The organism is Paenibacillus sp. BIHB 4019 (assembly GCF_002741035.1).
Taxonomy (GTDB): Bacteria; Bacillota; Bacilli; order Paenibacillales; family Paenibacillaceae; genus Pristimantibacillus.
In genome coordinates this window covers 2,873,745-2,893,724 of the sequence record NZ_CP016808.1, presented here as the reverse complement: position 1 = coordinate 2,893,724, position 19,980 = coordinate 2,873,745, and the positions used below count along the sequence as shown (strand labels likewise).

Sequence of the window (19,980 nt, the reverse complement as noted above, 5' to 3'; positions counted from 1 at the left end):
TAACGAGCCTCATCGTCGTTTAAAGGTTTTTCCCTATCCCCTTTAAGTCTGCTTGTTCATTTTGTAGGCACAACGTTGGGCATTAATATACTCGCTTTCAATACTCGTATCATACCATTTCTCCTTAAAAACATAGCCATATGCTTCATCCTGCTGGATCAGAACGTTCAGCGCATCCGTTAGCTGAAGCTCCCCTCCGTTTTCGGCCTTCAATTGATTAAGAGCGGCAAATATTTTAGATGTCAAAATATATCTGCCCATGACCGCAAGATGGGATGGCGGATTTATTTGGGGCTTTTCGACAATGGAATCAAGCCGATATACCCCGGCTTGAATCTGCTTTCCAGAAATGACTCCATAGTTTTGCAGGAGCTCTCTCTCCACCGTCTGCAGTCCGATAACCGGGTGCTTGAACTGCTCGTACAGCTTAATCATTTTGCACAGCGGAGGGGGTTGTTTCAAGCAAAGCTGATCCGGCAGCAACACAACAAACGGATCGTCCCCTGCGAATGTTTGTCCCAACTGAACAGCTTGGCCAAGCCCTAGAGCCTGCGGCTGCCTTACATATTGAAAACTGACCTTCGGCGGCACAATTCCTTTAAGCATATTGCTTTTCTGGTGTGTGTTTAAAAACCATTCCAGCTCAATAGAGCGATCAAAATAATCCATAATGGCTGTCTTATTACGAGAGAGAATAATTAGAATTTCTTTGATCCCGGCATGGATCGCTTCCTGAACAATATAGTCAATGACAGGGCGGCTGTTAATAGGGAACATTTCCTTTGGAATCGCTTTAGTAATGGGCAAGTTACGCGTCCCGTATCCCGCCGCAGGAATAATCGCTTTAAATACCACTAATATCACCCACTTCCATTGGATTTTTATCCAATATATAGTAACAGCATATTAGCAAAAAACGATTTTGAAGCTTGTCCTCTATGAAAATAAGGCAAATGCGGCAACCCATTTCAATAGCTCCCGCTTGATTTAATAGATGCAGCAGCCGTGACCATTCTTAACAAAAATCAATATTTTAGTAGTAGTAGATTCGAAAGGAGCGATAGGAATGGAAATTTGTGTTGTAGGAGCAGGCTACGTTGGATTAACAACAGCGGCTGTTCTGGCAGATAGGGGTCACACCGTATTTTGTACGGATGTTGATACGGATAAAATTGCGAAGCTGCGGAAAGGAATTATTCCGATTTACGAGCCTGGCCTAACCGAGCTGATTAAGGACAATCAGCAGCGGGACACGCTCTTTTTTGATACGGACAGCAAGAAGCATATGGCTCATTGTCCTGTCATTATGATTGCCGTTGGGACCCCTTCAGCGAAGGATGGCAGCGCCGATATGAAATATGTAAAGCATGTCATCACCGCGATTGCGGAAACGATTCGCTCGTACAAAACGATTATTATGAAGAGCACCGTACCGCCCGGTACGGCTGATTGGGTTGAAGAGGAGCTTCAACAGCGAGGGACTCGCCCCGACTTATTTGATATCGTCTCTAACCCTGAATTTCTCAGGGAAGGAACAGCGATTGAGGATACGGTCCATCCTGATCGCATCGTAATTGGCGCCAAGAGAAGCGAAGCTGCGATGAAGGTCCAGGAAATGTATGCCTCCCTTCAAACTACGTTTTTGCTAACGAACCGATTGGAGGCTGAGCTAATTAAATATGCATCCAATGCCTTCCTCGCCACTAAAATTTCCTTTATTAATGAAATAGCCCGGATTTGCGATGCCTACAGTGCCGACATTATGGAGGTATCGCAAGGCATTGGCCTTGATGAGCGGATCGGAAGCAGATTTCTGCAAGCCGGCCTCGGCTACGGCGGTTCCTGTTTTCCTAAAGATGTGAATGCCCTTGATTATGTGGCCTCCTCTAAAGGCGTCAAGCTTGATCTGCTGCATGCTGTTAAGAAAATCAATCGTTCACAAATAGACATTTACCTGAATAAAATAACCCATGCTTTAGGCGAATGGACCGAAAAACCGCGAATTGCCGTATGGGGGGCAACCTTTAAAGAAAACACAGACGATATTCGCTATTCTCAAGCCATCGCTCTAATGAAAAAGCTGACGCACAGAGGATATGCGGTATATGCTTACGACCCGCTTGCAACGCCCGAGCTTCCCTCCGTTATTTGGTGCTCCAGTCCTTATGTAGCCGTGGAGCAGGCGGATGTGCTGGTAGTCGCCACAGCTTGGCACTCCTTCCTGGAAGCGGATTGGCATAAGGTCAAAACGTTAATGAGGCGGCCTGTTATTGTAGACGGACGAAATGCTCTGGACAAAAAAAATCTGGAATTGCACGGCTTTGCTTACATGGGAGTTGGTCGCCCATGAAAATTCTCGTAACTGGCGCTGCCGGGTTTATCGGATCTCATCTATGCGAATATTTGCTGGCCAATGGCGAGCATGAAGTGATCGGCGTTGACGCATTCGTTCGTGAGGAATTGCACATGATTGGCACAAAAAACATGGACAGCTTTCTTCATCACCCGCGATTCAGCATGATTACCGCCAATATGCTTCATTTGGACTGGAAAATACTGCTTATCGATGTGGATATCATTTATCATTTGGCTGGCATACCGGGCGTGCGCTCCAGCTGGGGAGCTGATTTCCGCAGCTACGTTGAATCCAATATTCTTGCTACACAGCAGCTTCTTGAAGCTTGCCGCCAATCATCGATTAAAAAATTTGTATTTGCGTCTACCTCCTCCGTTTATGGAGAGACGACGGGCCAAGTTTCTGAGGACACGCCGCTAGCTCCTCTCGCTCCCTACGGTGTCAGCAAGCTGACAGGCGAGCATTTATGCCGGGTTTATAGCAAAAATGATGGCATCCCAATCGTTATTTTACGCTTTTTCACCGTATATGGGCCTCGTCAACGCTCTGATATGGCGTTTCATCGTTTTATTAAACAGCTGCTGGCGAATGATCCGATTACTTTATTTGGCGACGGCTCGCAAACCCGGGATTTTACGTATATCAGTGATTGCGTAGAAGCTATCGCTGCTGTAGCTGACGCCCCCCATGTCGTAGGAGAAACCATTAACATCGGCGGTAAAGAACGTGCAGCTGTCATACAGGTTATTCAAGCCCTGGAGATTTTGACAGGAAAAAAATCGGAGATTTCCGCTAGCAGCAGCCTGCACGGCGAGCCCATGCACACTTGGGCCGATATATCCAAAGCCAAACGGCTATTGCAATATGAGCCCAAAATCAGCTTGGAGGCCGGCTTAGCCAAGGAGCTCGAATATTTTATCGATTTCTATAAATGACAGGAGGCTGGCTCCTTATGAGACTGGCATTCATATGTACGGAAAAGCTCCCTTCTCCCGCTGTGAGAGGGGGAGCCATCCAAATTATGATGGACGGAGTATCTCCCTTTTTATCCCAGAACCATCAATTGACGATCTACTCCATTACCGATGCTGCGCTGCCAAATAGGGAGACGCGTGGTGACATTAAATATATCCGCTTTCCCAGAGATAGCTACGTTGAAGATGTTGCGAGTTCATTGAAGGAGTACGCCTATGATGTCGTTCATGTATTTAATCGTCCTAAAAACGTCGTCATTTATAAAGAAGCCTCCCCGACTAGCCGTTTTGTCGTCAGCCTGCATAACGAAATGTTTGAGACCAACAAAATATCCGATATTGACGCAGAGCTTTGCGTGGAATATGTCCACAAAATAACGACGGTAAGCAACTATATTAAATCAACGATTACTAGGCGCGTTCCCGCAGCAGAGAATAAAACCGAACCGATTTTCTCCGGAATTGACCCTAATTCTTACCATCCTATTTGGACCTCCCGCGGCTTGCAATTGCGCAATCAAATGCGGGAAAGGTATGGCGTCCAGAACAAGAAAGTTATTTTGTTTGTTGGACGGCTCAGCGTCAAGAAAGGGCCACATCTGCTCATTGAGGCAATGGACCGTGTCCTTGATGAGCATCCGGATGCGGTCCTTGTTATCGTTGGCGGAAAATGGTTCAGCGACAACACCGTTGATAGCTATGGACAATGGTTATTGAAGCTGGCTGAGCCTTATCGCAGCAGAGTCATCTTCACCAAATTCGTTCAAGCTGGCGAAATTCAAAATTATTTTTCCATGGGCGACGTATTTGTCTGCAGCTCCCAATGGCAGGAACCGCTCGCTCGCGTGCATTATGAAGCGATGGCAGCCGGCGTCCCTGTCATTACAACCGATCGCGGCGGCAATGCCGAGGTCGTTCAACATAAGCGTAATGGCTATATTGTTCGCACCTACAACAGCTCAGATTCATTTGCTGATGCCATTAACTATATGCTTACTTATAGGGACGAAGCCAGAACGATGGCGTTCAGAGGCCGGGAAATGGTCGAAGGATTTTTCACATTCAAGCATGTCGCAGATCGTTTAAATAAAATTTACATGGACGCTTACAGAAGCGAGCCTACCCCATTATCAAATATTAAGGTAACCAAACTTAAAAGCCGGTTTACCCGTCCTCTTCGCAGAAAACTCAAACGCCGCTCTAGCAGCAAACGAACTCAGCAAAGGGGCAGGTAACGATGATGCAAACGATAACTGGACTGATGTCCCAATATCCGCTTCAAGTGAAGAGCATGAAGCTCATCTCGGATAAAGGCAAGAAGGCGACCTGGAGCCTTGTGACAAGCGCGGGAACTAAAATTTTGAAGAAGGCGCCCGTCTCCAAGCAAAGGCTCCTCTTCCTCCTTCAAGCGATTAGACATTTGCAGAAAAATGGTGCGCCTATCCCTCGCATGGTAGCTACCACGGATGGAAAGGATTACGCAGAGGACAGCAGCGGCAGCTGCTACGTCTTATCAGATGCAGCGGAAGGCGAATCTCCCTCCTATGTAACGGGAGATCTCCTTCTCATTATGAAGGAGCTTGGGAAGTTCCATATGGCTTCCCGAGGTTTTCAATCCGCCTATACAACGGATGAAAGGGAGCATCTTGGAAGCTGGGGACGGGGCTATGCGAAGCATCTCGATCAATTAGAGCGGTTCAAGGGAATGGCTCTCAGCGGTAGCAACAGCAGGAAGAGCAGCAGGAGCGGTAAGAGCAGCAGCATTAGAAGTAGTAGTAGTAGCAGTAATAGTAATAACAGCGAATTTGAGAGGCTGTTTCTTCTGCATGCGGACAAATTTATTGACCAAGGAAAAGCTGCGCTGCATTTGATTCAAAGCAGCCCCTACACCAACTGGGTCAATAAAGTCGCCGTCCAAAAAAACCTTTGCCATCAGGATTTTGCAGCCGCCAACTTGATTAAGACCCGGCAAGGGCTTGCCATTATCGATATGGATTCCTTAACCTTTGACTTGCCTGCAAGAGATATTCGCAAAATATTCAACAAGGTGATGAAGAAGCATGGATGGAGCTCGGCTAAAGCCATATCCATGCTGCGGGCTTATCGTGAAGCTCATCCTTTAAGCGCGGAGGAATGCAGCGTCATCTATGCGGATCTGCTATTCCCCCACCTTTTCTATGGCTTATCCAGCAAATACTTCAATAGGCGGACGGAATGGAATGCTCCCCAAACGATACAGAAGCTCAAAGCTTTAATTACGTCCGATCGCGAGCGCCAGCAAATGCTTGCATCGTGGGACAGCATTGTCCAACAATCTTAAGCACAAAGCTTCTTTTAGGCTTGCTCAGGCGTTTTCGGGCAAGCCTTTTCCATTGGATTAACGACCAAACTACAGCTGGTTTATGACGTCTGCTTCACCTTTACGATCTGTTCATTCTCATGCATATGAATGCCCGCCTGTCCGCTTTTTGCTGCAAGTATCATCGCTTTGGCAACCGTGCCCGCCTCAACGGGCGCATATTTCCTCAGCGGTCCCGAATACAACGGGGAAAGCACGCCTGACAAAGCGGCGGCGAGCCGTTCTCCGAACCGAAATTCCTCCCGCTTGCCAAGCAGCAGCGAAGGCCGGAAAATGTGCAAAGCGGGAAGCCCCAGGCTGCGCAGCGCCTCCTCCACTTCCCCCTTCACACGCGTATAGAAAGTACGCGATGATGCCTTTGCCCCTATTGCAGATACAAGCAGCAGCTGCTTGGCCCCTTGCCTGCTTGCTAATAGTCCGAGGGATAACGGGTATTCATAGTCTACTTTTCGAAAAGCGTCCTGGCTCCCAGCTTTCTTGATTGTCGTTCCAAGTGTGCAATAGACGTCGGCACCGTTCATCTCCACATCGGTTTGCTGCAATTGATCGAAGTCGATCACTTGCTCTACAAGTTTTGGATGCACCATACCCGTTGTTCTTCGAACAAGCAGCGTTACCGCCGAGTAAGCCTGATCGTCAAGCAATAATTGGACGAGCTCCTTGCCTATTAAGCCTGTGGCTCCCGCCACTACAGCTTTTCGCTTCATTTAGGCCGCCTCCTTGTTAATAACGAATCGTTACGTTTAAGAGAATCAAAATATAGTACAATTAATAAACGAAGTTAAAGAATGAGAAATTCGATTCAAAATTAGGGGGATCACTATGCTGCAATCACTCATCTTTGATATGGATGGCACATTATTTCAAACCGACAAAATTTTAGAACTGTCCCTTGATGATGCTTTTAATCATTTAAGGTCACTAAATAAATGGGATACAGCAACCCCTATTGATAAATACCGTGAAATTATGGGTGTGCCTTTGCCAAAGGTATGGGAGGCCTTGCTGCCTAATCATTCCATTGAAGCAAGAGAACAAATGGATGCTTATTTTCTCCAAAGGTTAGTAGAGAATATTAGCAGTGGAAAAGGTGCTTTGTATCCAAATGTAAAGGAAGTTTTCCGTTTTTTAAAAGAAAACCATTATTCCATTTACATAGCAAGCAATGGTTTAACGGAATATTTAAAAGCCATTGTGCGTTATTACCAATTGGATCAGTGGGTTACTGAAACCTTTAGTATCGAGCAAATCGAATCGCTGAATAAATCAGACTTAGTTAAGAGTATTATAAAAAAATATGGGATTACAAATGCAGCAGTAGTTGGAGACCGCCTTTCAGATATCAATGCTGCAAAAGATAATGGGTTAGTTGCAATAGGATGTAATTTTGATTTTGCACAACAACATGAACTTTCTCAGGCTGATATAGTCATTGATGACTTACTGGAATTAATAACGATTGTACCTCAATTGCAACGTTTATAAGTACGGGATGGTCAAAATTGTTTGGCTGGTAAAGGACTTAATCGTCCATAAAGGGTTTCACCTATGAGTTGGCCTCGCTACTTGCCCTCTTGTAAAAATTGCTCAATGCGATGTTTAATCGAATCGCGAACGATACGGAACTGAGCGATGATTTCTTCCTCCGTTCCTGCTGCTTTTGCCGGATCATCAAATCCCCAGTGCCATTTGGTCACGTTCGGATTAGAGACGACAGGGCAATGTTCATCAGCGTGTCCGCAAAGGGTAATGACATAATCAGCCCGATTTAAAAGCTCAGGGTCAATGACATCGGAAGTATGGCTGCTAATGTCGACACCCGCTTCTCTCATAACTTGAACGGCACGAGGATTTAATCCATGTGCTTCAAGTCCCGCACTTTTCACTTCATATTTATCCCCGCCAAGCCACTTCATAAAACCATCGGCAATTTGGCTTCTGCAAGAGTTCCCTGTGCACAAAAAATAGATGAGCGGTTTGTTTTCCATTTCGTTATCCCCTTTTCAATTTAGATGGTGAATGAAATAAAGCCATGCAGACAGCCCAACAAGCGTAATAAATAGAGTCGGGACCGTTAATAGAAAACCGATCTTAAAATAATAACCCCAGCTAATTTTCACATCTTTGCGCGAAAGCACATGCAGCCACAGCAGAGTAGCAAGTGAGCCAATCGGTGTAATCTTTGGTCCTAAATCGGAGCCAATCACATTAGCGTAAATCAAAGCTTCACGGAGCATCCCTTCCGTATGGGTTCCATTTATCGCTAACGCGTCAATCATGACCGTGGGCATGTTATTCATGAAAGAAGACAAAATAGCGGCAATGAAGCCCATCCCCACCGTTGCAGCAAACAATCCCTTATCTGCAACGGCCTGAATCACATCTCCAAGGGCATCTGTCAGCCCCGCATTTCGCAAGCCGTATACCACAACATACATGCCCAAGGAAAAAATGACGACAGTCCACGGAGCTCCCTTTATCAGCTTTTTCGTATGCATGAATGGACTTTTACGGGCGGCAATAAGAAAACAGGCAGCAGCTATACCCGCTACAATCGAAACTGGAATGGAGAAAAATTCACTGACAAAATACGCAATTAGTAAAACAGCTAAAATGATCCAGGAAAGCTTGAATAGCCCTTTATCTTTGATCGCCTCCACTGGCTTCTTCAGTTGAGCTGCGTTGTAATTTTGCGGAATGCTGTTTCTAAACATTAAGTAAAGCACAAGTAAACTTGCCATGATCGAGAAGAAGCCCGGAACGATCATGCGGCTTGCATACTCTACAAATCCGATTCCAAAGTAATCAGCTGACACGATATTAACTAAATTACTTACAACTAGAGGCAGCGATGCTGTATCTGCAATAAACCCGCTCGCCATTATAAAAGGCAATATCATTTTATCTTCAAATTTCAAGGCTCTCACCATGGAAAGAACGATCGGTGTAATAATCAATGCGGCACCATCGTTTGCAAAAAGCGCAGCCACAACCGCTCCAAGCAAAATGACATACACAAACATAAGCTTGCCATTCCCTTTTGCAAGCCGGGCCATATGCAGTGCTGCCCATTCAAAAAGGCCAATTTCATCTAAGATCAGCGAAATCAAAATAATCGCTACAAAGGCCAGGGTAGCATTCCATATAATCCCCACAACTGCGCCAACATCAGTAAAGCTAACAACTTCAAAGAGCAGTGCAAGAACAGCTCCGGCAGCAGCCGACCAGCCAATGCTTAATCCTTTTGGCTGCCAAATGACAAATGCAAGGGTAAGCAGAAAGATGACAACGGCAATGACTGTCATGCGTCCTCCTGTACGCCGCAGCTATCCTTTTTCAACCCTGCTATTTGTTCTTTCGTGGAAGGCAAAAATTCATAGACGCATTGTACAAAAGCTTCCGCTTCCGGATTTAATGAATAATACACCCATTGCCCCTTCTTCTTTTCATTCAGCAGCCCTGCTGATTTCAGCTTTCGAAGATGCTGACTGGCATTTGGTTGCGACATCCCAATGATTTCGGTTATATCACAAACACAAAGCTCCTGTTCTTTTAACAAGGCAATAATGGTTAACCGTGTTTTATCCGCTAGCAATTTATAGGCTTCTGCCATATGTTGAATTTGTTCCTCCATCTGTGGCACCTCCCGATTTTTTTGGCTGACTGCCATCCGCCATGCCATTATATAATTATTCACTTATATAATCAATGACGAATATATCAAGCCTTTAAAAGCTTGTTTTATTGACAGCCCTATTCGGGGTCGATATACTGAAAGCGTTATCATTATTGGTTTATTTTGGGGCCCTATTGGGGGAAAGAGGTGTCGAGTTGTCAAATGCAGAGAGTGGGCAGATTGAAGCCGCGAGTTTAGAGCAGGTCTATACGTTGATCAGGGACGAGCTAGGCTGGGAACGGCAAGCAACGATGGTTGAATTTCAGAAAAGCGGCCTGACCAACCGCAACTATATCGTTTCCTGCGGCGGGCAAAAGGTTGCGGTACGAATCGGCGGTACTCAATCCACGGAGCTAGGCATTAATCGTTACGCTGAATCGGCGGCTTTGCAGGCTTTGGATGGATTAGCGGTAGCACCCCAATTACTATACTTCAATCCGGAAACTGGGCATATGATTACACAGTTTCTGCCTGGGCGCGAATTTCAAAATCAAGAATTAGTAGAACATATGGAAGAGATCGCAGCCCTTTTCAAAAAAATTCACCAAATGCCTCCTATCCCCTATGAATTTTCCCCTTATCAGGATATTGAGGATCGCATTCGCAGTGCGAGGAAGAGACAGCTGCCATTGCCAGCATCACTTGATCGCCTTATGGATAAGCTGCTGAAAATTCAGCATAGCAGAGCACAGGCATCCTCCCGTTTCCGCGGGTTATGCCATAACGATCCGTTTGCCAATAACTTTCTATATGATGGTTCCGTTCGTCTGCTTGATTGGGAGTATGCGGGTATGGGCGATATTCTGTTTGATCTTGCCTGTATGGGCTTCTCGTTTACAGCGTCACAGAAGGAACAGCTGCTTTCGTATTATTTTGGCGCGGAGGAAGCATCCGGCCTGCTACCCTCTCTCGATGACATGATCTTTATCGTTCAGTTCTGGAATGCGATGTGGGCCACTTTGCAAATTGGACTGCCACACCCCGCCTACAACTACTCAGATATGGCCAATCATATGTTTCAGTCTCTTGAAGCGCAGCTTTAAAAACACGAAGCGAAAGCCGAACGGAAAACAGGATGTTGCCTGAATTCCGTTCGGCTTTGTAAGCTTTAGCTACCGGTTAACCGGAGGCAGCGGGTTAGGGTTGACCATTTCGCAAAAAATTATTAGGCGCCATGGAGGCGAGCTTGCTGCGGATAACCACTCAGAGGGCGGAGCCCTGCTGACTGGCTGGATACCTGTAACCGCAAAACCCCCACTCCGCTGTTAAAGCGGTAATGGAGGTTTTATGATTCATGCTATTTAAGCGGCAATAATGGTTTCGTTATTTTGTTCACGGCTCCGTTCCCCATTGGAGAGCGCCTGCGATGTAGCCGGTCGTTTTGCTCCAATCGGCGTAAGCCGTATGGGTCGGGTCGAAGGAGTAATCCCCCGTCTGCGAGTAGTTCGACCAATCGGACTTGGACACGCGCAGCTGAATCTCAATGCTGGCTCCCGCAGCCAAGCTTCCGGCTCCGCTCGTAAAGCCGATCTCCAGATAGTGGTCGGCCCCGGTCAGGGGAGTCGCCAGCTTGACGAAGGTGCCCGTTACATTGCTGCTGCCGACATGCGACCAGTCGCAAAAAAAGTTCTGGGCGATCTCCCCATCGATCGTGTAATAATAACGCAGCTTCACGTCCGACATATTAATGGCGGAAGTGCCGGTGTTCGTCAGCTTAATCCGCGGGTTCAGCGTGTTGCTCGTAGCTGTAACGGTGGAATTATACTGCTGTACCTTGATGGCCCCGCTGCCGCTGGAGGTGGTATTTATTACGGATACCGCCAGAGCCGCATTCGCTCCTGCGCTGAAGTTGAACGTCAGCGTCGTTGTTCCCACCGGCTGGGCGGCCAGATAAGCCTTCTGAATCGTCACCGTCGTACCCGATACAATGTAGTCTGTACCGGCAACTAGGGTAGCTGTGCCATTCTTAATGCCAGTCAGCGTATTGCCGTTCAACGTCAGCGTCACTGGAATATTCGCCTGTAAGGCGGTATTCTTGTCAAAGCTAGCGGTCGTCGGACTGATAGCCGAGTTGCTAACCGACGAATCACTCACTGTGATGGATAGCGAAGCAGAGGAACCGGCATTAAACAGGAAAGCGAGATTCGTCGTTCCTACGGCTTGCTGAGCGAGATAGCTTTTTTGCAGGGTGACCGTGCTGCCTGAAACGGTGTAGTCCGTGCCCGCAACGAGGGACGACGTACCGTTCTTAATGCTGGTGAGCGTGTTGCCGTTTAGCGTCAGCGTCACCGGAACATTCGCCTGCATGGCGGCATTTTTGTCAAAGACAGCGGTCGTCGGACTGATGACCGAATTGCTGCCGCTTCCCGTTGCGAATGCAGCAACAAACACTAGCCCCGAATTCCAATAGACGGTATGCTCGTTTGTCGTCCATTCCTGGAAGTTATCATGATAGTTTTTCGCTGCAAATCTCGAAATTTGATTTCCTACCGTCTCATCGTTGGAGTATCTATTCGGTCCTCCGACCAAATACCCCTTCGGAACCCCCGGCAAGCCATCTGTTCTGAACATAATGCTGAACGGATACTTAACGCTGTTATCGCCATACCCCGATACGAAGGATACGCCTACCGGATTCTGGCCAAGGATCCAGCCTAACTGGCTATAAGTAATGTCATTAATAATCGCGCGGTTAGTCTCGAAGGTTCCCAGCAATTTGGTGCCAATGATCATTTCCATCGGCGTATCGGCATACTGCATTGTAATTCCCCAATAATAGTTGCCGTCTTTTACGATACTTTTCCAAGCGCTTTCGTTATATCTGTTCACTTTATCATTGAACCATTGCTGGAATTTGGTCGTATACCAGCTTACGACTCCAGCATTTTTATTAGCAGCCTTCATATAGCTGAAGAAGCCTGTATTCCATGTATTTTCCCAACCGCTGGCGAAATCAAGGGGATGCTCGAAAAACTGCCCCATTTCCGTGTAGTTTGCAACAAAATAATCATTGTATTTGGCAACGCCGGTCGACCGATACAAGGAGCCTGCAGCCCAAAGACGGTTAGCCGAGTCGTCTGTCACATCGTAAGGCCACCTGCCTGTGTTAGGCGTTTTGATCAGCTCCGGATGCGCCTCCAAATACCCCCATGCCGCTACTGCCGCATCTAAACATTGCTGAGCAAAAGCCGGATCGATATTTTGATAAATCAGATAGGCATGTGCCAATGCGCCGGCTGCAGTAGCCGTATCTGAGGTCGTTTTGATATTTGTCCGTGGACTTACCGTATCTTTATCAATAATTTCTCGGTTCAGTAAATTGTCATCATCTTGATAAGTTACACGCGCATAAAAACCGCCGCTTGCTGCATCCTGCATTTTGAGCATCCATTCCAGTTCCCACCGAGCCTCATCCAAAATATCAGGAATGCCGTTTCCGCTCTCCGGAATATTAAATTGACTGTCGGTAAATTTCTCCGGCATGATTTCATAGGCCCAGAACAAATCGGACAATGCTTTGGCTCCAGCGTTCACATACTTGCCTTTATCGCCCGCATCATACCAGCCCTTGGAAACATCTTTCTTGATGGAAGGGTTGGACATTAGAGGGACCGCGGTGTCTGGCGTAAAGTCCGTTCTCTGATAATTTTGAGTGTACGGGCTCGTAATATTAATGCCTGTCCGCTGGTAATAAAAATATCTGGATACGTCGACTAGGAACGGTCCATAAATATCATTTGGATTGCCAATCGAAAATTCGGGAGAGTTCTGAAGTCCCTGCAGCGCCACATAATATTTTCCCGGTACCGTTAATTGGGTAAAGTCGGCCGTGAAAATTCGCTCTCCACTGTCTATAGCATCATAGTTCTTGGTGAGCACAAGCGTTCCGGAGTAGGCTGTGGAATGATTAGCTGCGTTAATAACGCTAAAAGGAGTCCCCGCATCGACCGTGAGAACATCCTCAAACCCAGTCACAAGCGCCTGCTTTACGCCATTTACAGGATACCCCACTTGATTGACCTTAATAGGCGCATACTCTTTCTCCTTATCGGGAGACGTAACCCTAATATCATTGAGCCACACCTTTAAAGGTTGAAAACCATTGTTTTTAATAGATAACGTATCTATCGAAGAAGGGTCAATTCCTTGCGAGACCTGGATGAGATCCTTTAACGGTATCTTCACATGGGTCCAGTTCGTCGTAATGCTGGCATAGCTGCTAATGTTTACTGTAGTGGTAATTTCTTCGCCAGCCGCCCTTTCGAATACTCTGTCTTTAAAGCCAAGGAGGAAGGACTCTCCGCCTGCATTCCCCTTAATATTGAACTCAAGAAAACCGTTTGCATAATAAGGCGTAAAATTATACGCTTTCCAACCGGCAACCGCGACCAATGCGTTGAACCATGACGGGCTGGTAGGCGTCTTCGTATTTAATAATAAGGAAGGCAATCCATTGTGCGTAACCGTCCAATCGATCGGCAGCTTGCTGTTTTCCGTCTCCAAGCCGAATCCGCTATCTCCTGCCCAGCCGTCCGTTGTATTGCGGAATATTTGGTAATCCAGCAAGTTTCTCCACCCCGCAGGCGCTTCGGGGGTAGCGGCGTTCGTCTCGATCGGATTCGAAAATAAGATCGTAACGAACATCGTAAACGCAAGGATTAAACTGACTTTTTTCCTCATTAACTCTCCTCCTTTAAATGTGTGAACATTTGCTTCCATTGAATCGAAATCGAATTCGCTGCGACTTCTTATCGGCTTCTGCGCGCCATCACCTCTTTTAATGAAAACGCTTTCTAATGAAATTATTTTAATTCCTGAAGGGACCCTGGTATATAGAAGAAATAAACAATTATAGAAGAAAACAAGCAATTGTACTCATCGCCCTAAAAAAAAGAAGGAGGCAGCTGCCAGCAGATAATAAAGATTTAGACTGGCCCTATAAATTGAAACAGCGACAGCCAGGAAATAAAGTCCTTGACTGTCGCTATTGAATTAAATCTTACTCTCCCTGAGTGAATATTAAATCTCTCCCCAATATAACTCTGTTTCATATAAATATGGCACTTTACCGTTTTTCTCATATTGATTAAATAACTTTATTAATTCGTCCATCATAGGTTCGTAGTTAGGATGTTCAGGCATAGGAGTATAAGAGGAGGACATTACCCTACCACTTAGACTCTCAAAATCAAATAATTGCTGCATTTTAAAAATGGACTTTTCCATCGTATTTTTTTGACTGTATCATATAAATAATCGATTGCGTCACTTGGATATGACGGACGATATTTCATATAATCTTTAACTCTGTTTGAAAATGATTGCTTGATGTCCATCACCATACTCCTCCATTTGTTATTCATAGGATTTTTATTAGACAACGATGTTACCTGCGTATTGAATAATGCGGCCTCCCTTCGATTTGGTGATCGAAACGCTATTATTGCTTGTTGTCCTTATACCAATCATTAACTTCCTTCGTAATCACGTCGCCGCCATTTTTGTAAAATTGGGCTACGAACTCATCAAAGTAAGAGAGTGGCTTCTCGCCATAAATGATGCTCAGATAGCTCTCCGTTGCGAGCTTCTGCAGGAACACCCCATGCTTCTCCATCCCGTCTGTTAACGGCCCGTGGTACCGGTTCGGGATTTCGAGCTCCTGCTCAGAAATTGCGATCCCGGCTGCCAGCAGTTGGGCCGAATTCAGTCCTTTGATGCCCTGTTCGATCGGTGTCAGCACCTCGGCGTCCGAATTGTCCAATAATTTTTTTAGCGCATCTGCGTTCATATACGGCAGCGCCGGTGCGCCGCCGGTCAGCGGATAAAGCATCCAGCGCATATCCAAGGATGAACCGTCCGCAAGCGGCCATTCGTTATTTGGCACGCCCTCGGCTTCGAAATTGACGGTGATGACCTTGCCGTCCTTGATTACATAATCGTAGCCCTCGTGAAACCCTTGTTCGAAACGCGGATCGAAGTATGGATCCTCGGGGCCAAAATTTTTAGCAAGCAGCTTATTATAATAGGCAAACCAGGCCTCAATATGATTAAATTCCTTGCTGAAAACCGTGTAGATGCCATACAATGGCTTCTGCGCCTTGCCCTTTAGTCCGTCCGGTCCGGCAGGAAGGGGATACGCCTGCCAATTCGCTTTTGGATCAACCTTCACCGTGTCGCCGAGCGGCCAGGCCCCCATCCAGAACGGACCGAACATGACGCCTGCCATTCCTTTGACCGCTAGCTCGGACGCTTGACTTGAGTCCTTCATGCCAGCATTTTTGTCCATGTAGCCCTTTGCCATCCAGGACGCCATCGTCTCCAAGTATTTCTTGGCATCCGGGTGAACGGCGCCATAGACTAGGCTGCCCTTTTCGTCCTCATTCCAGAACATATTGATGTTGGAGGTGCTGAGCATCTGTTTGGAGAACGCGCCGGCTATTGCGTCAGTCTGTCCCATCCAGCTCCATGGGCCTTCCTTCAGCGGAACTGCCAGGCCGACTTCGTCGTCTTTGCCATTCCCGTTAGGGTCTTGCTCGGAAAATGCCTGAAGTACGCTCTCCAACTCGCTGATCGTCGTCGGCGGTTTCAACGAAAGTTTCTCGAGCCAATCCTCACGGATCCACATGACCGTTCCTTCATCCCCCACGTTGAAGCGAGGAAGTCCGTAAATCTTGCCGTCTTTGGTTACCTCCGTCATCGTATAAGCGTACTTCTCCAGCGCTTCCTTTAGCTTAGGATGCGCAAACTTCTCAATGGCATCGTTCAACGGAAGCAGTTTATCCGCTTTAAGCAGATCCTTCAAGATGTCTCCCTCTGCCCCGAAGGTGTCCGGCAGCTTGCCGTTCACGGCCAGCGCCAGCCGGATTTTTGTATCTGTGTCCTCGAACTTGCTGACGATCCAGTCAAATTTCGTAATTATACCCAGATTTTCTTCCATCCAGCGGGTATGCACATTGTTCGTAAGGCTCTCGCCTGGCTTGAAGGCGTTAGGCCGATTCTCATCCACGATTGCCGTCGTAATTATAATCGGCGGATCATATTGAAAGTCCCATATCGGCTTCGTTTCATCACTCACGTGCCTGGTCTTGCTCGCCTCCCGGCCGCTATTCAAACAGTCGGCAACGGCAAGCAGCAGACTCCCTATCAGAACCGCCAATAGAAAGCCTCTCCACCTCCTTTGCCTCTTCACCAGCCCGACTCTCCCCGTTCCATTCCTGATCGGTATCTGTCCCTGAATTCCTGCGGCGTCACCTGATAATAGTCACGGAATTTACGAATAAACCAATTCGTATTCGGGTAACCGATGCTTTCTCCAATATAGTAAATTTTATAATCCGTATGCTTCAGCAGCTCGCAGGCCTTGAGCATACGCTGTTCGTAAATATATTGGGAAACGGTCGTATCCGTACATTGCTTAAAAAGTTTAGAGAGATGGTTGGGATGTACGAAGACTCGTCTTGCCAACATCGTAAGCGACAAGTCCTTGTCAATTTCCTCGCGGATGTAAGACTGCGTCTTTCGGACGATCGCCTGGCTATGGTCCTCGGTTTCCTCCCCCAGCTTATCGCGAAGCGTGCGCAGCGAGTCCAGCGCCCAGCCTTCCAGCTGCGACGCGTGCAGCATCGCTTTCCCCTTTACATAAGCGGACTGTCCGGGAGTAAGCATCTGCGCCAGCGTCCTGCCGCTGCGATTCGCAATATACTGGAATGCATTAGACAGAAAGAAAAAAACGTCGCGCATGAGATCCGGCGAACCCGTGTGCAGCAATGGCGACACGAACGCACGGATTTTAATCTCCGCCTCCTCCCACTTCTCAGACTCTAAAAGATGCGTCAGAAGAGGCGTCTCGTAGAGCTTTCGCATGAGGCGCGCCTCCTCCTCGTTCCGCTCGGTCACCTGCCCGGACGAACGCCCATCACTGTCCAGACGTGTTATGACCGCCATGTAACTGGCTTGCAGCCCTTCCGGGAAAAGACAGTCAGTCTCGCCCACGAATATTTCTCCTTTAAGCAAGTTCTGTACTTCCCGCTTTAACTGGTCTAACCGCTCGTGCACCCATTCCTGATCCGGCGGCGCGCCCGATAGATCGTACACGAGAACTAGCAGGGTCCCTTCATCGTCCGCAGCCGGCCAGCAATCATACCGCTCCATCAGCAGTTCTTCCAGCATGTTCGTTACCGCGAACCGGATTAGAGACTGCGAGTAGAGATCCTGTCCATCGAAGGGGGGACCTAACCGAACGAGGCACAATGAGACGTGGCCTGGTATCAGCAGCGGGAGGTCGAACAGCTTCAACTTTTCCGCAAGCGCCTCGCTGTTTAGGCTGCCGCTGAGCGCCTTGAGCAGCAATCCTGCCTTCAGCTCGGCGCTGTTGTCCTGATATATACGGAAGCCCTGTTCGATCGCTCGCTCCTGCTCAAGCTGCTTAACGATTCGGCCCATTGCCTCCAATAGCTGCTCATCCTTAGCCGGCTTCATCAAGTAATCGAGCGCTTGAAGCTCAATCGCTTTGCGAGCATAATCAAAGTCGGCATAACCTGTGTGCAGCAAGCATTTCAATTGGGGACTGCGCCTTCTGGCCTGCTCGATCAGTTCCAGGCCATTCATGCGCGGCATACGAATATCCGTCATGAGGATGTCGACAGGAAAAGCTTCCATCAGTGCAAGCGCCTCGCTTGCGCTGTAAGCTTTCAAAACCGGGGAGATGCCGAGCTTCGTCCATGGAATCGTATCTGCCAGACTGTCTGCATAGTGTTTCTCGTCATCAACCACAAGCAGGCTATTCATGGCTTTTCCTCCTTATCGTTACGTCTCCAATCTGCATTCTTCAGTCTTCATTCTTCATTCTTCAGTCTCCAGACTAAGCTGACGGCTAGCCCGCCCAGCCTGGATGGAATAAATGCCATTTTGGCGTCTGCCCCATGGTTGCCCTGCAGCCGCTGATACACATTCCATAGGCCGCAGCCGGCATATTCACCAGCCGGGACACGAAGCTCCTTGTGCAGTTGGCCGATCTGCTCCATATTCAATCCTTTGCCGTTATCCTCTACTTCCAAGTGCACCCAGCTGTCCTTGACGTAGACCCTGATTTCCACCCGGCCCGGGTATTCGACGTTCTCAAGTCCATGCACCAGCGCATTCTCCACGATCGGTTGGATGAGAAGCCGGGGGACGCGTAGCTGTGCAAGCTCCTCCGGCAGCTCGATGCTGTAGGTCAGCGTCTCATTGCGAAGCCTGAGAATTTCCAAGTGAATGCGTACGAACGCAAGCTCTTCGCCCATGCTGGCTCCTTGGTTGTCCATACGTGTTGTATACCGGTAATAGTCGGCCAAATGATACGCCATGTCGATGACTGCCCGATCCTTTCCCATTTTGGTCATGTTAATGATGAAACCCAGGCAGTTGTACAAAAAATGAGGATGAATCTGCGCCTGTAATTGCTTCAGCGTTGCATCGCGAGCAAGAATGCGCGATTGCAAGTCATGCTCGATTAGATCTTGGATCTGCGTCGCCATCTCATTGAAGTTTTGCATAAGGAACGCGAATTCATTGTTTGATTTTTTCGGCAGACGGTAGGCGTAATCGCCCCGCTTGATCTGCTGCACCGCATGCACGAGCCGAAAGATTGGCCTCTGTACGTTCCAGTACAAGGCAGTCGCGGCGGCGATACCGGATAGGAGCAAAATGAAAGATGACGCTCCAAACAGCACCCTTTGCTGCTTAATTGGCCCGATTATTTGGTCGAGCGGAACGGAATCGATGAGCTGCCAGTCAAGAAGGTTAGAATAATAATAGGTGATCAGATAAGGCCTGCCATCGAACGAATGAATCAAGAAACCGGAAGTACGACTATTGACCCTGTCGCCCAATTCTGCGACGATTCCATCCATCTTTAGTCCTTGTGCGGACCGGCTGGCGATGATGGCATGTCCCTCTTTGTAAAAAAACGGATTATTGGAGTGGCCAGCCTTGTAGGTGTCGAGCAGATTCTCGAAGCTCCACTTGTACAGATTAATGCGAACGGCAACATCTAGCTCGTTCGGACGAGCCGGTTTGTACCCCGTAGTGACATAGGTACGAGTAAAACCGGAGCCTATCCCCAAATCTTCACTGTAGCTCCATCCTAGCGAGAACCGGCCCTCAAACTCTTCAAGATCAAATTCATAGGAGGGAGAAGAAGATATGCTATCGCCTTTTTGCGGAAAAAAGATCGTCATATCATTACGCCAGTTGCCCGACGCGCTGGCCAGCGACAGCTTCTCCTGAATTAGCAGCCGGGTTTTCATTAAGGAATAATCGCTCATGTTGAGGTTGTACCGGTATTCCAGCACATTCGTGTCAACGAGCATGGGGGCAGAGACCAGATCGAATTTCTCTATGCTGGCATCCAGCTGTGCCATAAAAAGCTCCATCTGGTTCAGACTCGCCTTAATGAGCTCCTCCTGTATGACATTGATGCTTTTGTACGTTGAATAATAATAAAGCGCCACGACCGGCGTCAGCAAAATCAGCAGCAACACAAGCAATTTCTGAAAGATGTTGAATTTGATTCGCATGTCATTTCCATCCTTGTTTCGAAATTGCACTTCACCCGATATATTACAATATATTGAAA

Annotated in this window: 15 protein-coding genes and 1 pseudogene; 7 read left to right on the top strand and 9 right to left on the bottom strand. The window is 47.6% G+C overall.

What is annotated here, in order from left to right; all coding sequences use genetic code 11:
* Window positions 1–42: 42 nt before the first annotated feature.
* Window positions 43–855 carry a UTP--glucose-1-phosphate uridylyltransferase gene (locus BBD42_RS12345; protein WP_099518362.1) on the bottom strand — a complete coding sequence of 271 codons (813 nt, stop codon included), beginning with the start codon at window positions 853–855 and terminating at the stop codon, window positions 43–45.
* A gap of 211 nt (window positions 856–1,066) precedes the next feature.
* Between BBD42_RS12345 and BBD42_RS12340 the strand changes: the two genes are divergently transcribed.
* Genes BBD42_RS12340 through BBD42_RS12325 form a run of 4 tightly spaced genes read left to right on the top strand, consistent with a single transcriptional unit; the run spans window position 1,067 to window position 5,650 of the window.
* Entirely contained in the window at window positions 1,067–2,350 is a 1,284-nt protein-coding gene (locus tag BBD42_RS12340; protein ID WP_099518361.1) for a UDP-glucose dehydrogenase family protein, read from the top strand.
* Complete coding sequence (locus BBD42_RS12335) at window positions 2,347–3,291, top strand: NAD-dependent epimerase/dehydratase family protein (protein ID WP_099518360.1); 945 nt, start codon at window positions 2,347–2,349, stop codon at window positions 3,289–3,291. Before BBD42_RS12340 ends, BBD42_RS12335 begins: the two co-directional genes overlap by 4 nt.
* Window positions 3,292–3,308: 17 nt before the next feature.
* Window positions 3,309–4,565, top strand: coding sequence for a glycosyltransferase family 4 protein (locus BBD42_RS12330; protein ID WP_099518359.1), 1,257 nt, complete (start codon window positions 3,309–3,311; stop codon window positions 4,563–4,565).
* Window positions 4,566–4,567: 2 nt separating this feature from the next.
* Window positions 4,568–5,650, top strand: a complete 1,083-nt coding sequence (locus BBD42_RS12325; RefSeq protein WP_099518358.1) for a protein kinase family protein — start codon at window positions 4,568–4,570, stop codon at window positions 5,648–5,650.
* An 80-nt stretch (window positions 5,651–5,730) separates the two neighbouring features.
* On the opposite strand, the gene BBD42_RS12320 is transcribed toward BBD42_RS12325, so the two are convergent.
* Complete coding sequence (locus BBD42_RS12320) at window positions 5,731–6,396, bottom strand: NAD(P)H-binding protein (RefSeq protein WP_099518357.1); 666 nt, start codon at window positions 6,394–6,396, stop codon at window positions 5,731–5,733.
* A gap of 115 nt (window positions 6,397–6,511) precedes the next feature.
* Here BBD42_RS12320 and BBD42_RS12315 point away from each other — a divergent pair, with 115 nt between their 5' ends.
* Entirely contained in the window at window positions 6,512–7,174 is a 663-nt protein-coding gene (locus BBD42_RS12315; RefSeq protein WP_099518356.1) for an HAD family hydrolase, read from the top strand.
* Between the two features lie 77 nt (window positions 7,175–7,251).
* Here the strand turns inward: BBD42_RS12315 and arsC are convergent, their stop codons facing one another.
* The 3 genes from arsC to BBD42_RS12300 are packed head-to-tail and all read right to left on the bottom strand — an operon-like array spanning window position 7,252 to window position 9,323.
* The gene (gene arsC, locus BBD42_RS12310) at window positions 7,252–7,677 is read right to left on the bottom strand and encodes an arsenate reductase (thioredoxin) (RefSeq protein WP_099518355.1); all 426 of its coding nucleotides are present in this window, start codon (window positions 7,675–7,677) and stop codon (window positions 7,252–7,254) included.
* Between the two features lie 15 nt (window positions 7,678–7,692).
* On the bottom strand, window positions 7,693–8,994 hold the full coding sequence (locus tag BBD42_RS12305; RefSeq protein WP_099518354.1) for an arsenic transporter: 1,302 nt from the start codon (window positions 8,992–8,994) through the stop codon (window positions 7,693–7,695).
* Window positions 8,991–9,323, bottom strand: coding sequence for an ArsR/SmtB family transcription factor (locus BBD42_RS12300; protein ID WP_099518353.1), 333 nt, complete (start codon window positions 9,321–9,323; stop codon window positions 8,991–8,993). Before BBD42_RS12300 ends, BBD42_RS12305 begins: the two co-directional genes overlap by 4 nt.
* Before the next feature lie 197 nt (window positions 9,324–9,520).
* Here BBD42_RS12300 and BBD42_RS12295 point away from each other — a divergent pair, with 197 nt between their 5' ends.
* Together BBD42_RS12295 and BBD42_RS32215 are read left to right on the top strand one after the other, a co-directional pair.
* Window positions 9,521–10,408 (top strand): choline kinase family protein, encoded by an 888-nt coding sequence (locus BBD42_RS12295; RefSeq protein ID WP_099518352.1) that lies wholly within the window; start codon window positions 9,521–9,523, stop codon window positions 10,406–10,408.
* A 73-nt stretch (window positions 10,409–10,481) separates the two neighbouring features.
* Window positions 10,482–10,634 (top strand): annotated as a pseudogene (locus BBD42_RS32215) (ATP-binding protein); the annotation flags it as partial.
* A gap of 63 nt (window positions 10,635–10,697) precedes the next feature.
* Here BBD42_RS32215 and BBD42_RS12285 read toward each other — a convergent pair.
* The 4 genes from BBD42_RS12285 to BBD42_RS12270 all read right to left on the bottom strand — a co-directional run bounded on the left by BBD42_RS12285 (window position 10,698) and on the right by BBD42_RS12270 (window position 19,921).
* Complete coding sequence (locus tag BBD42_RS12285) at window positions 10,698–14,045, bottom strand: glycoside hydrolase family 9 protein (protein WP_172455471.1); 3,348 nt, start codon at window positions 14,043–14,045, stop codon at window positions 10,698–10,700.
* Window positions 14,046–14,805: 760 nt separating this feature from the next.
* On the bottom strand, window positions 14,806–16,521 hold the full coding sequence (locus tag BBD42_RS12280; RefSeq protein ID WP_099518350.1) for a type 2 periplasmic-binding domain-containing protein: 1,716 nt from the start codon (window positions 16,519–16,521) through the stop codon (window positions 14,806–14,808).
* Between the two features lie 29 nt (window positions 16,522–16,550).
* The gene (locus BBD42_RS12275; protein WP_099518349.1) at window positions 16,551–18,152 is read right to left on the bottom strand and encodes a response regulator transcription factor; all 1,602 of its coding nucleotides are present in this window, start codon (window positions 18,150–18,152) and stop codon (window positions 16,551–16,553) included.
* Between the two features lie 47 nt (window positions 18,153–18,199).
* Window positions 18,200–19,921, bottom strand: coding sequence for a sensor histidine kinase (locus tag BBD42_RS12270; RefSeq protein ID WP_099518348.1), 1,722 nt, complete (start codon window positions 19,919–19,921; stop codon window positions 18,200–18,202).
* Window positions 19,922–19,980 lie beyond the last annotated feature (59 nt).